Origin of the sequence: Actinomadura chokoriensis (assembly GCF_041463665.1) — a bacterium.
Lineage (GTDB): Bacteria > Actinomycetota > Actinomycetes > Streptosporangiales > Streptosporangiaceae > Spirillospora > Spirillospora chokoriensis_A.
Window position 1 is genome coordinate 66,131 of sequence record NZ_JAXCEJ010000022.1, and the last position, 15,666, is coordinate 81,796.

Sequence of the window (15,666 nt, forward strand, 5' to 3'; positions counted from 1 at the left end):
ACCGGGGGCCGCCTAACCGCACGCCTTTTCGAGGATGAACTGGGAGAGGACACTGATCAGCACCTTCGGGTTCGTGTGGATGAAATCGTGTCCGCCCGCGACGACCTGGAACGCGAACGGACCGGACGTGTGCCGTTCCCAGTCCCCGACCTGGTCCGGCGGCCAGAGCCGGTCCGCCCTCCCGGCGACCGCGAGTACGGGGCAGGAAAGCAGTTCTCCCTCAACGAAAGCGTACTGTTCGGACAGGCGCAGATCGGCCTCAATGGCCGGCAGAACCAGGTCGAGCAGCCGGTCGTCCTCCAGAACCTCAGCCGGGACACCGCCCAGTCGGCGCAGGAACGCGACGAGCTCCGAGCGGTTCCGCACCTGCACGGGCGGGACGTCGGCGTCCGGTGCGCCCCTGCCCGCCACCACCAGCGCGGTCGGCGTACCACCGGCGGTTTCCAGGGCACGTGCCAGTTCGAAGGCGAGGACCGCCCCCATGCTGTAACCGAAGAGGACGATGTCCGGTTCGGGTATCGAAAGCACCGCGTCCGCGAGTTGCCCGACGAGGACGTCCGGATCGTCGACGGGATCCTCCGCCATGCGTGAACCGTGGCCGGGAAGCCGCACCCCCCAGAGCCTCACGCCCGGCGGCAGCGCTTCGGGCCAGGAGCCGAACATCGCCGCGTCCCCGCCCAGGCCGGGAAGGCACACCAGCCCGATTCGCGAGTACGCCCGTGGCTCCGGACTCCAGAACCACCTCCGCGGATCCGGGGTCACGCCCATGCTCCGGCCTCACGCATGGACTCGTATAGAAGGGTTGCCCAGGCGGTCGGCGGTGCCGTGAAGAACTCCCGGTACTCCACCTTCACCTTCAGGTCCCGATGGAACAGCCGCAGCAGTTGCATGACGGCCAGCGAGTCCATCCCCAGATCGATGAACGTCGTCTCCTCGGTGAATTCGGCGGGGTCGCTCCCCAGCTCGCCGACGCGCTGGCGCACGTATTCGTCGACGGCGGCGGGCCGGTCCTCCGGCGGCGCGGAGAGAATCCGATCCAGTTCGGCCGACTCCTCCCCCGCGACGGCGTCGTCCGCCGCTGCGGCGATGTACTGGATGAAGGGCTTTTCCGCCCGCACCTCCAGGAGCGGCTTGAGAACCGACCAGTCGATTCCGGCCACGACGGCCTGGGCCGGCCCGCCCTGGAGCAGGTCGCCCAGCAGGTCGACCGCGACGGACGGCGACAGAGGCCGCAGGCCGACCCGGGTGAGCCGGGCGAGCAGTTCCGCTCCGCCGAGGCCGCTCGCGGCCAGCCAGGGCCCCCAGTTCACGCTGAGACCGGCGCGGCCGCGGGCCCGCCGGTGAGCGGCGAGCGCGTCGAGGAACTGGTTGGCGGCGGCGTACGCCGCCAGATGGTGGGAGCCCCACAGCGAAGCGACCGATGACATGCCGACGAAGAAGTCCAGCGGGTCCTCTTCGGTGAGGCGGTGCAGCAGCCATGCGCCTTCGGCCTTCGCGCGCAGGACCTCCCGGACGGTCTCGACGTCGATGTCCGCGATCAGTTCCGGTCCGGAGACTCCGGCGGAGTGCACCACTCCCCGCAGCGGTACCGGCCCCTTCCGCAGTTCCTCCAGGACGGCTCCCATGGCGGGCTCGTCCCCGACGTCCGCCACTCGCACGTGGACGGCGGCGCCGGCCGCTTCCAGTTCCCGTACCGCCGCGATCCGGGCTCGCACGACCTCGCCCAGGTTCTGGTCGTCCCAGGAGGAGCGCGGGGGGAGGCCGCTGCGGCCGACGAGCGCGACGTGCCGGGCGCCCCGATCGACGAACCACCGGGCCAGGGTGAGGCCGAGACCGCCCAGCCCGCCGGTGATCAGGTACAGGCCGTCCGCCGGGATCGTGAACGGTCGCGGCGGTTCGGTCCGCCGGCGGGGCAGGAGCCGGGCGGCCAGCCGCCGTCCGTCGCGGTAGGCGATCTGGTCCTCGCCGTCGGAGCCCAGTTCCGCGGCCAGGGCTTCGGACGGGTCGCCGTCCGCCGGATCCAGGTCGATCGCCCCGCCCCAGAGTTCGGGATGCTCAAGGGAGATCACCTTGCCGAGCCCCCACAGCGGCGCCGCGGCGATGCCGGGCAGGGCCGCCCCGTCCCCGGCCGCTTGGGCGCCTCTGGTCACGAGCCAGAACCGCGGCGTCGCGGCCTCGGCGGCGGCCAACTCGCGGACCAGGAGCAGCACGGTGTTCACACCGGTCTCCTGCGCGGTCGCGAAACCCGTGGCGTCGAGCTCCCCGGCATCGGGGACGTCCAGGCCCCACAGGTGCACGACGTGGTCGACCGGCCCGCCGGCCGCGAGGGTCTTGAGGACGTTCCGGACGAGTGACGCGGCGTCCCCCGGCGGCCCCTGCTCCCCCAGGTGACCCGCTTCGGCGGCCGTGACGACGAGGCATTCGGCGCCGTCCGCGGTCAGCCGGTCGGCCAGCCGAGCCCCCACGCCGGCGGCGTCGGCGAGGATCAGCACGCGGCGCGGGGACGGCCGCGGCGCGGCCGGCACTGCGCGCGGTTCCCACCTGACGTCGTACTCCAGACCGTCGGCGCCGCCGGCCGCGTCGGCGGCGGCACCGGGAAGCACCACGGACGCGGCGCGGTCGAAGAAGTACCGCTTGCGCTGGAAGGGGTAGGTGGGAAGCCGGACGGTGACCGGCTGGGTCCGCTCATGGACCCGGCGCATGTCGATCGGCACCCCTCTCACGTAGAGCTCCCCCAATGCCGTCTGCATCTGCTCCACGTCCCCGGCCTTGGGGTTGAGGGACGCCACCCATGCCTGCTTCGGGTCGGGGAGCGACTTGGCGCCGAGGCCCAGCAGGGTGCGTCCGGGCCCGATCTCCACGAACGTGGTGTATCCGAGCCCGTCGAGGGCCCGCATGCCGTCGTGGAAGCGCACGGTCTCCCTGGCGTGCCGGCACCAGTAGTCCGGTGCGGCCAGGTCCCGCGCGTTCACGCGGCCGCCGCTCAGATTGGAGATCATCACGCTGCGCGGCTGCCGGACGCGCGCACCCTCCGCCGCCGCGCGCAGCCCGTCCAGCATCGGCTCCACGAGGGGGCAGTGCGAGGCATGCGAGATCCGCAGCCGCCGGGTCTGCGCGCCGGTGCCCGCGAGTTCGGTCTCGATGCGCTCGATCTCGTCGGACGCGCCGGACAGCACCACGTCGGTTTCGGCGTTGACGGCCGCGACCGACACCCGCCGGGCGGCACGGACGAACGGCATGACCTCGTCTTCGGACAGGGCCACGCTGAGCATGGCGCCTCGGTCCGGCAGGGCCTGCATGAGGCGTCCCCGTGCCGTCACCAGCCGCAGAGCGTCCCCCACGTCCAGCGCGCCGGCGACGCAGGCGGCCGCGTACTCGCCGCCCGAGTGGCCCAGCACCGCGCCGGGCTGCACCCCCCAGGAACGCCAGAGCTCCGCCAGCGCGTACTGGAGGGCGAAGAGCGCCGGCTGCGTGAACTCCGTCTCATCGATCGGGCCCGCGTCGGCCTCGCTCGTGGAGAACATGATGTCCAGCAGCGGACGGCTCAGCTCGTCCCGCGACAACCGTGCGCAGTTGTCCAGCGCGTCGCGGAACGCCGGTTCCGTCTCGTAGAGACCGCGGCCCATCCCGGTGTACTGGGCGCCTGAACCGGTGAACAGGAACGCGACCTTGGCACGATGGCGCGGCGCCGCCTGGCCGGTGACCGTCCCGGACGGGCTCCCTCCCGCGGCGAATCCGCGCAGCATCTCACCGAGCCGCCCGCTCGAATCCGCGACCGCGGCCAGGCGTCTCGTCTGATGGGACCGCCCGATCGCGGCCGTCCTGGCGACCGCGGACACCGGGAGCGGGGATCGGGCCGCCAGCCGGTCGGCGTAGCGGCCGGCGAGCTCCCGCAACGCCGGTTCCGACCGTGCCGAGAGCAGGACGGCTTCGGCGGGCCGGTCGCCCGGCACGGGTGAAGGGCCTGCCGGGGCCTCCCCGAGGATCAGGTGGACGTTCGTCCCGCTGGCGCCGAAGGCGCTGACACCGCAGTACCTTCGCCCGGGGTCGGCCGGCATGGGCTCCCGGGCGACCGGGATCCGGAGGTGGAGCGAATCCCAGTCCATGTTGGGATTCGGGTCGGTGAAATGCAGGTGGGGCGGGATCTCTCCATGCCGGAGCGCGAGGACCGCCTTGATCACCCCGGCGACTCCGGCCGCCGCTTCCAAGTGCCCGATGTTGGTCTTCACTGATCCGACGTACAGCGGATCGTCCCGGTCGGGCCCGTACACCGCCTCCAGGGCCCGCAACTCGATCGGGTCACCGAGCGGCGTCCCCGTGCCGTGCGCCTCCACGTACGCCAGCCTGTCCGGCGTCAGGCCCGCGTCGTCGAGCGCGGCCCTGATGACGGCCTGCTGGGCCGCCGCGTTGGGCACCGTGACCCCGCTTGACCGGCCGTCGTGGTTGACGGCGGAGCCGTGGATCACCGCGAGCACGCGGTCACCCTGAGCCAGCGCGTCCGACAGCCGCTTGAGCACCACGACGCCGCAGCCCTCACCCCGCACGTAGCCGTCCGCGGCCGCGTCGAAGGCCCTGCAGCGCCCGCCCGCCGACAGCGCGCGCGCCTTGCTGACCAGGACGAAGCTGAACGGCGAGAGCATCAGGTTCACCCCGCCGGCGAGCGCCATGCTCGACTCGCCGTGGCGCAGGCTCTGGCAGGCCGTGTGCAGCGCGACCAGCGACGAGGAGCACGCCGTGTCGATCACCTGGGCGGGGCCCCGCAGTCCCATGGCGAACGACACCCGTCCGGCGATGAAGCTGTTCTCGCCGAGGACCTGGTACGGGTCGATGTCGTTCGGATCGCCGTACTGCTGCCGCAGCCGCACGTAGTCGCTCGTGCTGGCGCCGAAGTAGACGCCGGTTCTGCTGCCCTCCAGCGCGTCCGGCGCCAGGCCGGCGTCCTCGAGGGCCTCCCACGAGACCTCCAGGGCGAGGCGCTGCTGGGGGTCCATGCCGACGGCCTCCGCGGCGGAGATGCCGAAGAGCTGGGGGTCGAAGTCCTCCACCGACTTCAGGAAACCGCCGTCCAGCGTGTACGCCTTGCCGGGGGCGTCCGGATCGGTGTCGTAGAACGCCTCCGCGTCCCACCGGCCCGGCGGGAATCGGGAGATCGCGTCGGTGCCCGAGCTCAGCGTCCGCCAGAACTCCTCCACGTCCGCGCCGCCCGGGAAGCGGCAGGCGGCGCCGATGATCGCGATGGGTTCGCGGTCCGCGCGGTCACGGTCCGCCAGCGCCCTGCGCAGCCGGCCGATCGTCTCCACGGCGCGGGCCAGTTCGGTGCGGTAGTCGATCCTGTCGCTGGTCGAGGTCATCCGGGGTTCCTCTCCGTCAGCTCACGTGCCGCGGCGATCTCGGAGTCGAGCCGGGCGAGCAGGACGTCGTCCGGGACCGGCGAAGCCTCGGTCTCCTCGGCGAGGGTCTCCTCCGGTGGGGTCTTCTCGGGGAGGCTCTTCTCGGGGAGGCTCTTCTCGGGGAGGCTCTTCTCGGGGAGGCTCTTCTCGGGGAGGCTCTTCTCGGGGAGGCTCTTCTCGGGGAGGCTCTTCTCGGGGAGGCTCTTCTCGGGGAGGGCGTCACCGGCACTGTCAAGGGCGAGCACGTCCGCCGCGAGGTAGGCGGCCACCGCCGCCGCGGTCGGGAACTCGAAGGCGAGCGTCGCGGGCAGGTCGCGATCACATCGCCTCTGCAGCCTGATCCTGAGCTCCAGAGCCGTGATCGAACTCATGCCGAGCTCGAAGAATCCGGCGTCGGGATCGGTGTCCTCGGCGTCGACGCCGAGGACCACGCTCACATCCTCCAGAACCATCTCCAGGAGCAGGTCCGAACGCTCGTCTGTGGGCAGCCCGCGCAGCCGGTCCGCCAGCTGCGCACCGTCCTCCTCCCGCCGCACCGTCATCTCGTCGAAGAGCGGCCACGGCAGGGCCTGCCGGTAGAGCGGCAGCATCAGGCTCCAGTCGACGCCCGCGACGACGGCGTCGGCGCGGCCGGCGGCGACCAGCCGGTCCAGCGCGGCGATCGCCGTTTCCGGCGAGAGCATCTCGACTCCACTCCGCTCCAGCGTCCGCCGGCTCTCGGGGTCGAGGAGGGCGTCGTCGTCCCACGGCGTCCACGCCACGTGCAGCGACTTCCAGCCTCGTGCGCGCCTGTCGGCCGCGACCGCCGCGAGAAGGCCGTCGGCGGGCGACTGTTGCAGCGCACCCGCGGAGCCCCACGCGGAACCGACACCGGTGAAGACGGCGAAGAGGTCGCGATCGGCGACGATCCGGGAGAGCAGCCAGGCCCCGGCCGCCCGCCGTGCGGTCGCGGCGGCGAGCGTCGCCGGGTCGGCGCCGGCCGGATCTCGCAGCCGCCAGTCCAGGCCGAGCCAGACGACTCCACGCAGCGGTTCGCGCGTTTCCAGTTCGGCGACCAGATCCTCGACCTGGCCGGGGTCGAGGTGGTCGACCTGGCGGAACTCGACGTGGACGCCCCGTTCGGCGAGCCCGTCCAGCGGTCGGTACTCCACGGCCGCCTTGTCCCGGCCGGTCACGACGACCCGGGTCGCGCCCCGGTCCGCCAGCCAGCGGGCGACGCGGGCTCCCACGGTGTTCCAGCCTTCCGCCACCAGGTACGTGCCCGAGAGATCGGCGGGGGCCGGCAGCGGACGGTGGAGCGGATCCGCGACGACCCGTGGCACCAGGCTGCGTTCGCCGCGCAGCGCCACCCTGTCCTCGCCGCCGGGCCGCGATGCCCGGGCGAGCACGGCCCTGGCGTCGGTCACGACGTCCGAGCCCACCGGGTCGAGGTCGAGCAGGCCGCCCCAGGACGCCGCGTAGTTGAGCGCGGCGACACCGGCCGTATGCCAGAGGGACGTCTGCATGGCCGCCGGCGGCGGCTCCAGGTCCCCGACGCGCTGGGCTCCCCGCGTGACGAACAGGGCGCGCGGGGCGTCGGCCTTGGCCGTCGCGCTCAAGGCACGGCAGAGGGCCGGCACGGAAAGGTGGACGCCCGCCTCCGCGTCGCCCGCCGCCTCCGGTCCTTCCGGCAGATCGAGACTCCACAGATGGACGGCCTTCCGGCAGCCATGGCGGCGGACGAGATCGCGCACGAGTCGTTCCACGTCGGCGGGGCTGCGCACGTCCACGCGGTGGTGATCCGCCGCAGCCGGTCCCGCGACGCCTTCGCGCTCGATCACGACCACGCGCTCACCACGCCGGACGAGTTCCACGCGGAGTGCGTCCGCAACGCCTCCGGTATCGGCGAGCAGCAGCCACGGACCCGCCGTGTCGTCCGTCTCACCCTGGCCGGCCGGTGATCGCTCCCGCCAGGCCAGGCCGTGGAAGAGCGTGTCGAGCGCCGCCCGAGCCTGCGAGACCGGAATTTCCGGGGCCGGGCACAGCCGGACACCGAGAAACTCGGCGAGGACGGTCCCTTCCGAATCCAGAACGTGCACATCACCGCTAACGGCGCCGTCCACTCGTCCGGTCACGGCCGCGTGGACCCGCACGCGGGCACGAGGCGTTCCCAGCGCGATGTAGCGCTCGACACTTCTCATGGTCAACGGCGTGTCCGCGACGTCCGCGGCTAGGGCGAGCGCCCGTTCGCACGCGGCGGCGACCACGGGAGGGAACAGCCAGGGACGCCCGCTTGGGGCATACGCGAAGTCCAGCACTGCGAGGCCGCCGGTCACGTGCGCCGCTTCCAGCGACAGGCCGGGCAATGGTCCCAGCGAAGCGGCCGCCTCCGCGGCTTCGTCTCCTGTCCGCGGCCCGTCGAGGCCGGGCTGGACGGCAGGCCCGGACAGTCTTGCCGGGGCCCGGACCGCGCGGCCCACCGCGAAGCTTTCCGCGCCGTCACCGATTGAGAAGCCGGCAGAGCCACCGGTAGAGAGGGTGACGCTCACCGTCCGGGTGCTCTCCGGCTCCAAGACGAGCGGTGCCGGGAAAGCGACTCCGGCGCAGGCGATGGGTCCGGGCCCGGCGTTCGCCGCCACGGCCGCGGCGGCCATCTCCAGCCACGCGCCGGCCGGCGTCATCAGGGCGCCGTGATGGGCGAGCGCGCCCATCTCCTCGGCCAGCGAAGCGGTGAGTTCCACGTCGGCCCGGTGACCGTCCGCGCCCGCGGGCGGACGGACGAGCGGATGCCCCGTCCCGCCGGACACGGCCTCCTCGGCCTGCGGAGCCTCATGCTCGACCCAGTGACGCCTGCGCTGCCACGCGTAGGTCGGGGCGAAGTTGCCCGGGCGGCTCGGAGCGACATGCCTGCGCCAGTCCAGCGGGTACCCGCCGGCGTGCAGGCTTCCCGCACCGGTCAGCATGGTCAGCCGCTCGTCGGCGTCGCGCACGATGGAAGGGACGAGCAGCCCGTCCACGCCGACCGAACGCAGCTCCTCCTCGATCGGGTTCAGCAGGATCGGGTGCGGCGATATCTCTACGAACGTGTCGAATCCGTCCTCGGCCATCTGCCGGATCGCATCGGCGAAACGCACGGGTTCGCGCAGATTGCGCCCCCAGTACTCCGCGTCGAACTCCGCCCCCGGCAGCAGCCCGGCGGTGACGGAGGAGTAGAGCGGCGTCCGCCCGGGGTGCGGCGACAGCGAGGCGAGGGAACGGACGAGCTCGGCGCGCAGCGGCTCCGCCAGCGGACTGTGCCCGGGACCGCCCGCGTTGACCCGGCGGCAGAAGACGTTGCGGGCGCGCAACCTGGCGAGGACCTCGTCGAGCGCCGCGTCCTCCCCGGAGATCACCGTCGATCGCGACGAGTTGCTCACCGCCACGCACAACCGGTCCTCGTACCCGCTCAGTTCGGCGGCCAGCGCGTCCGCGGGCAGCCCGACGACTCCCATCCCGCCCCGGCCCAGCAGACGTTCCAGCAGGCCCGCGCGCATGCAGATCAGGCGGGCGGCCGACGGCAGGTCCAGGACGCCCGCGAAGAACGCGGCGGCGACCTCGCCCATGCTGTGGCCCACCACGGCGTCCGGGGTCACCCCCCACGATCGCCACAGGGCCGCGAGCCCGCACTGGACGGCGAAGATCAGCTCCTGCAGCTCGATCTCCGATCGGGTCGTGCTCCCGGCGGCGATGCGCTCCACCACCGACCAGCCGAGGTGCGGGCGCATGTGCTCGTCGCAGGCGGTCACCGCGTCACGGAAGACCGGTTCCTCGGCGAGGAGGGTGCGGGCCATCCCCGGCCATTGGGAGCCGTAACCGGAGAACACGAACGCGACCCGCCCGCGCTCGCGGGAGCGGCCGGTCGCGACCCCCGGGGCGCTCTCCCCCGCGGAGAACGCCGACAGCCTCTCCGCCAGCTCGACCCGGTCGCGGCCGGCCACGACCAGGCGATGCTCCAGATGCTCACGGTGCAGCGCCGCGGAGCCGCACAGGTCCGCCACCGGCACGCCGCGGTCGAGAGCCTCCTTGTAGGCCGCGGCCTGGGGCGCGAGGGCCGACCTCGTGGCGGCCGAGATCGGCAGCAGGTACGGCGGCGCGGGCCGACGGTGCAGCGGCGTCCCCGTGCCCGTGTCCGGCTCCGCCGCCGGGTCACTCGTGCGTTCCGGTGACTTCGCGAGGACGACATGCGCGTTGGTCCCCGTCATGCCGAAGGCGCTCACCCCCGCCACCCGGCGGTCGGACCACGGCGTCCTCTCGGTGACGACGGTGAACGGCGACTCCTCCCACGGAACGCGCGGATTGGGAGCGTTGAAGTGCAGGCTCGGCGCGATCTCCCCGTGCCAGGCCATCAGGGCCGTCTTGATCAGCCCGGCGACACCGGCGGCGGCTTCGAGGTGCCCGAGGTTCGTCTTCGCAGAACCGACCAGGACCGGCCGCCCGCTCTCCCGCCCGGCCAGGGCGGCGCCGAGCGCCCCCAGCTCGATGGGATCGCCCAGCGCGGTACCCGTGCCGTGCGCCTCCACGTATCCGACATCGCCGGGGCCCACGCCGGCGTCCTGGAGGGCCGTCCGGATCAGCGCTTCCTGGGCCGGTCCGTACGGGGCGGTGAAGCCGTTGCTCGCCCCGTCCTGGTTGACGGCGGACCCGAGGAGGACGGCGTACACCCGATCGCCGTCCGCCACGGCCTTCGACAGCGGTTTGAGGACGAGGACCCCGCAGCCTTCGCCGCGCGAGTACCCGTCGGCGGCGGCGTCGAAGGTCTTGCAGCGGCCGTCGGCCGCCAGAGCCCCGTTGGCGGCGGAGAACCGGTGGATCGTGGGGCGCAGGATGAGATTGACGCCACCGGCGATCGCCGTCTCGCACTCTCCGTCGCGGATGCTGCGGCAGGCCAGATGGACGGCGACGAGCGACGACGAGCAGGCCGTGTCGACCGCCATGCTCGGGCCGTGCAGGCCGAGGAGGTACGACAACCGCCCGGGGACGGCGGAGAAGGCGTTGCCGGTGCCGTAGAAGGCGTCGACGTTCTCCGGGTGCCGGGTGACCAGTTCGGTGTAGTCGCTGGAGTTGATGCCGGTGAAGACCCCGGTACGGCTTCCGGCGAGCGCCGAGGGCACCTGGCCGGCGTCTTCCAGCGCCTCCCAGGCGACCTCCAGGAAGAGCCGCTGCTGCGGGTCCATGCTGCGCGCCTCGCGCGGCGCTATCCGGAAGAACCCCGCATCGAACTCGTCGACGTTCTCCAGGTAGCCGCCGGGCCACAGCCCCGCGTCGGCCGACCGCCGGCCGGGCGGGTCGGTGATCGCGTCTTCGCCGTCCCGGAGCAGGCGCCAGTAGCCTTCCGGACCGTCCGCGCCACCCGGGAACCGGCAGCCGATCCCGACGATCGCCACCGGCTCGTGCCGGTGGTCGGCGCGTCCTCCGGCGGCCGGGTGTCCGGGCGGGGCGGGCTCGTCCAGTGGGGCGCTGGGCGTCGGCGTCGGGGTCGGCTCCTGTGCCGGCGCGGCGGGACGGGACGGCCGCAGGTCGTGCAAATGCGCGGCAAGTCGTTCCACCGTCGGGTGGTCGAACACGACCGTGGCCGACAGCCGGCGGCCGAGTGCCGCCTGGAGGACCTTGTGCAACTCGATCGCGGTCACCGAGTCCATGCCCATTTCGGCGAAACCCCGCCGGGACGGGACCGCGGCGTCCGCTGAGAGCCCGAGGACCTGGGCGACCGCATGCTGGACGAGCATCCCCAGGTCACGCGGGGTGTGCGGGGATTGCGGTTCGGGCGCGGACGCCGACTCGGGCGCGGGCGCCGGAACCGGCACCGGCTCGATGGCCGCGGGCGGGACCGCAGACGTGTCGGGCGTGTACCAGTACCGCTGCCGCTGCCAGGGGTAGCGCGGCAGGTTCCTCGCCGAACTCGCCGAAAGGGCGCCCACGGGCGAGGTCTTCCGCCAGTCGACGTCCAAGCCCGCGGCATAGAGTTCCCCGAGGGACTCCGTGATCGTCTCCAGCGCCGATGTGTCACGGCGGAGTGACGGCACGACCAGCCCTTCGGCGCCGCGCGCGGCGAGGCACTGCGCGAGAGGCTCGGCGAGGGCGGGATGGGGGCCGAGTTCGACGAAGAGGTGATGCCCCGTGGCGATCAACTCGTCGGCCGCCGCCGCGAAGGCGACGGGTTCGCTGACATTGCGTGCCCAGTGCTCCGTGGTGAACCGCCCGTCCCCCGGGGTCGTCGGGACGATCCGCAGGGCCGGCTCGCCGGGCGAAAGGCCCCGCAGGCGAGCGCCCAGTTCGGCGGCGTGCGGGATCATCTGGGGGCTGTGGAACGCGTACTCGCCCGGCATGAGCCGGGCCCTCGCCCCCTGCTCCTTGAACCGGGCGGTGACCGCCTCCACCTCGTCCGCCGGACCTGCGATCACGGTGGCCCGGGGTCCGTTGACCGCCGCGATCGTGATCCGGTTCCCCGCGGCCGCCACGACCTCGTCGGCCGGCAGCGCCACGGCGGCCATCCGGCCCTGCCCCTCGGAGCGCTGAAGCAGCCGTCCCCGCTCGACGATGAGCCGGACGGCGGTGGCGAGGTCCAGCACACCGGCCAGGTGCGCCGCCGCGACCTCGCCCATGCTGTGCCCGACGACCGCGTCGGGCCGCACGCCCCGCGCGTTCCACAGCGCGGCCTGCGCGAGCTGCACCGCGAAGATGGCGGGCTGGGCGAACTCGGTGCGGGACAGCCGGGAAGCCGCGGCGGACACGGCGGAGACGGCGGACACGGCGGACGCGGCGGACACGGCGGACGCGGCGGACGTGTCGAGCAGGTCGAGCAGCGACCAGCCCGCCGCCCGCTCGATCTCCTCGGCGCACTCCCGCAGGACGTCGGCGGCCGCCGGCTCGTCCAGCAGGCCCCGGCCCATGCCGGCCCACTGCGCGCCCTGCCCGCACAGCACGAAGGCGAGTTTGGCCGGGCCCTCGTCGTGTCCGGCGCCGGACGACACTCCGGAGACAGGTCGCCGTTCCAGATAGCCGTCGAGCCGCTCGACCAACTCGGTGCGATCGTGGGCGAGGACGGCGAGCCGGTGCTGGACGTGGTGGGTCCGGTGCACGGCCGCGGCCCGGACGTACTCGTCGGCGGCCGTCCCGTCGCCGCCGTCGCTCAGCGCGGCGACCCGGTCTCGGTGGGAGCGCGCGAGCCGCACGAGCGCTTCCTCGGAGCGTGCGGACACCGGGAGCAGCAACGGCCCTCCCGGACGGGACCGCGCGGCGGCGGCCCGTTCCGGCGCCTCGTGCAGGACGACGTGGGCGTTCGTACCGCTCAGGCCGAAGGCGCTCACTCCCGCGACGCGCTGGGAGCCCGCGGCGGGCCAGGGCGTCAGCGTCCGAGGAACCCGGATCGCCCAGCGGTCCCAGCGGATCGCGCGGTTGGGCGTATCCAGGTGAAGGTGGGCGGGGATCTCGCGGTGCCGCAGTGCGAGTGCGGCCTTGATGAGGCCGGCCACTCCGGCGGCGGCGTCGAGGTGGCCGACATTGGTCTTCAGGGACCCGACGAGGAGGGGGGCCTCCGGCGTCCGGCCCTCCCCCAGAACGGCCGCGAGGGCGCCCATCTCGATCGGGTCGCCGAGGGGCGTGCCCGTGCCGTGCGCCTCGACGTAGCCGACGTCCTGCGGGCGGACCCCGGCATCGTCCAGTGCGGCTCTCAGCAGAGCCTGCTGGGCGGCGCCGTTGGGTACGGTCAGCCCGGCGCTCCGGCCGTCATGGTTGACGGCCGATCCGGCGATGACGGCGACCACGTCGTCGCCGTCCGCCAGCGCGTCCCGCAGCCGTTTCAGCACGACCACGCCGGCGCCCTCGCCTCGGACGATGCCGTCCGCCGCGGCGTCGAAGACGCGGCAGCGGCCGTGCCTCGACATCGCGCCGATCTCGGACATGTACATCGTGAGCTCGGGGGAGATCATGAGGTTCACGCCGCCGGCGATGGCCAGGTCGCTCTCTCCGCCGCGCAGGCTCCGGCAGGCCAGATGCACCGCCACCAGTGACGAGGAACAGGCGGTGCTCACGGAGAGCACCGGCCCGTGCAGGCCGAGCGTGTAGGCGATCCGCCCGGGGCCGAAACTGGCCTCCTTACCGCTGGCGAACCAGGGGTCCACGGCCCCCAGTCCCGTTTCCCTGGACTGCCGGAGCAGGTAATCCGTGCCGAGCGCCCCCGTGAACACGCCGGTGCGCGTCCCGGCGAGGCGGGCGGCGTCCTGGCCGGCGTCCTCCAGCGCTTCCCAGGCGACCTCCAGGAGGAGCCGCTGCTGCGGATCCATCTGCCGGGCCTCGCGGGGCGCGATGCCGAAGAAGCCGGCGTCGAAGTCGGCGATCCCGTCGAGGAACCCGCCCCAGCGCGCGTATAGGTCCGCGGCGTTCCAGCGGTCCTCGGGCACCTCGCCGATCGCGTCCGCACCGTCGCGGAGCAGCTTCCAGAACTGCCCCGGCCCGTCGGCTCCGCCGGGGAAGCGGCAGCCGACGCCGATCAGCGCGATGGCATGCTCCTGCCGGGCGACCCCGCCGGTCTCCTCGGTGGGCATCAGAAGGCGGGCGCCAGGGACGGGGCGCGCAGGCTGCCAAGATGCCGATGCCAGAGATGATCCGGGTTCTCCTCGACGACGCGGGTGATGTCCCGCATGGCGCCGAGAGCCGCCGGCTCGACGTCGTCATAGACGTCGCCCTGCAGCATTTTGAGGACGTCGAGCCGGTACCGCGGGTCCTGGACGAAGGCGGTGAACAGGATGTTCAGCCGGTAGTAGATGGAGATGAACTCGTACCAGTTGCGCGTCGCCCGGCGCAGCTTCCGCTCGTACTCGGCGAAGCGGGGCTTGGTGAAGTCGCCGGCCTCGACCGCGCCGACGACGTCGGCGGCGGCGAGCCGCGCGGAGTTCATCGCGACGCTGACGCCGCTGGAGAAGATGGGGTCCACGAACCTCGCGGCGTCTCCGATGAGCAGGAAGCCGTCGCCGCAGATCTCCCGCATGGCGTAGCTGTAGTCCCCCTCGGACTTGAAGGGGCGGACCCGCTGCGCGCTCCGCAGCGCGCCGTCCAGCTCCGGACGGCTTCCCACGCAGTCCCAGAAGAACTGCTCGCGGTCGGACTTCGCGGAGGCGAAGTACTTCTTCTGGGTGACGACCCCGATGCTGGTGACCGTATCGGTGATCGGGATCTGCCATACCCATGTGTCGTTGATGGGCAGGAAATGGATGAAGATGTAGTCCGCCTGCTCCTCGTCGCCGGAGACGGCACGCCTGTCCAGTCCCTCGAACCAGGTGTGAATGGCGTACTGGTTGAATACCGGATCCGGCTCCTTCAGCTTGAACTGGCGGCCGAGGAGGGTCTGCCGGCCGCTGGCGTCGACGACGATCCGGGCACGCAGGGTCAACTCCCTCGGGCCCATCGCGAAATTGACCGCCGACCTGCCCGGATCCAGGTCGACGCTCCGGACCCGGATGCCCTCGAACACCTTGGCCCCGAGCGACTGCGCATGCTGGAGAAGCAAGGTGTCGAATTGCGCGCGGTCGACGTGATAGGTGTACGCCTGCTCCACACCGGGCTGGTCACGCTCGCCGAACTCCACCGTCGCGGCCCGGAATCCCTCGGTGAGGCCCGTGAATCCCAGGTGCGGGATGCCCGGCTCCGCCGCCGAAGTCCACGCGGCGCCGTACTTGCGCGGAAACCCGGCCTGCTCGATCAGCGGAAGCGCCCCGATCTCGTCCAGCACGGGAGTGGTGGCCGGCACCAGGGACTCGCCGACATGCGGGCGGGGGAAGATCTCACTCTCGAAGACGGCGCAACTCAGCCCCGCCTTGGCGAGGTAGGAGGCGGCCGTCGAGCCCGCCGGGCCACCACCGATGATCGCGACGTCGAAGTCGGCTTCTGACATGTTCGCTCGCTTCCTCACGGGATTCGCCGGCCCTTGCCCCTCATGCCTGCGCGACCGGGTCATCGCGCAGGCTGAGGACCAGCCGCGTGATGGTGTCGAGATTCTTGAAATTGGCGCCGACGATGCGGTCCGGCGGAATGTACAGGTGAAATTCATCAAGGATGAACGTCACCATCCGGGCCATGTTCATCGAGGTGAGGATCCCCCACTCCAGCAGCGGGGTCGTCGCGTCGAGTTCACCGTCGGAGGAACCCAGGACGCGCTCCTCGATGAAACCCGTAAGGCCGGCCAGGACGTTCTCGTAGTCAATCATGCGCACCGCACCCCTAGAGTTCGTTGCCCCGGTACACCGACCCGTGCCTCCGCTGT

The 15,666-nt window shown here is 72.6% G+C and carries 5 protein-coding genes; all 5 read right to left on the minus strand.

Annotation, left to right across the window (positions count from 1 at the left end; all coding sequences use genetic code 11):
* Window positions 1-12 precede the first annotated feature (12 nt).
* The 5 genes from SM418_RS28770 to SM418_RS28790 are packed head-to-tail and all read right to left on the minus strand — an operon-like array spanning window position 13 to window position 15,610.
* Window positions 13-768 carry a thioesterase II family protein gene (locus SM418_RS28770; protein WP_371944184.1) on the minus strand — a complete coding sequence of 252 codons (756 nt, stop codon included), beginning with the start codon at window positions 766-768 and terminating at the stop codon, window positions 13-15.
* On the minus strand, window positions 759-5,351 hold the full coding sequence (locus SM418_RS28775; RefSeq protein WP_371944183.1) for an SDR family NAD(P)-dependent oxidoreductase: 4,593 nt from the start codon (window positions 5,349-5,351) through the stop codon (window positions 759-761). Before SM418_RS28775 ends, SM418_RS28770 begins: the two co-directional genes overlap by 10 nt.
* On the minus strand, window positions 5,348-13,951 hold the full coding sequence (locus tag SM418_RS28780; RefSeq protein WP_371944182.1) for a type I polyketide synthase: 8,604 nt from the start codon (window positions 13,949-13,951) through the stop codon (window positions 5,348-5,350). Before SM418_RS28780 ends, SM418_RS28775 begins: the two co-directional genes overlap by 4 nt.
* Entirely contained in the window at window positions 13,951-15,297 is a 1,347-nt protein-coding gene (locus SM418_RS28785; RefSeq protein ID WP_371944181.1) for an NAD(P)/FAD-dependent oxidoreductase, read from the minus strand. Before SM418_RS28785 ends, SM418_RS28780 begins: the two co-directional genes overlap by 1 nt.
* 40 nt (window positions 15,298-15,337) lie before the next feature.
* Window positions 15,338-15,610 carry a hypothetical protein gene (locus tag SM418_RS28790; RefSeq protein WP_371944180.1) on the minus strand — a complete coding sequence of 91 codons (273 nt, stop codon included), beginning with the start codon at window positions 15,608-15,610 and terminating at the stop codon, window positions 15,338-15,340.
* Window positions 15,611-15,666 lie beyond the last annotated feature (56 nt).

Bases quoted from the DNA above. Each gene is read 5' to 3' on its own strand.
- SM418_RS28770 (WP_371944184.1), bottom strand. From the start codon at position 768: ATGGGCGTGACCCCGGATCCGCGGAGGTGGTTCTGGAGTCCGGAGCCA.
- SM418_RS28775 (WP_371944183.1), bottom strand. From the start codon at position 5,351: ATGACCTCGACCAGCGACAGGATCGACTACCGCACCGAACTGGCCCGC.
- SM418_RS28780 (WP_371944182.1), bottom strand. From the start codon at position 13,951: ATGCCCACCGAGGAGACCGGCGGGGTCGCCCGGCAGGAGCATGCCATC.
- SM418_RS28785 (WP_371944181.1), bottom strand. From the start codon at position 15,297: ATGTCAGAAGCCGACTTCGACGTCGCGATCATCGGTGGTGGCCCGGCG.
- SM418_RS28790 (WP_371944180.1), bottom strand. From the start codon at position 15,610: ATGATTGACTACGAGAACGTCCTGGCCGGCCTTACGGGTTTCATCGAG.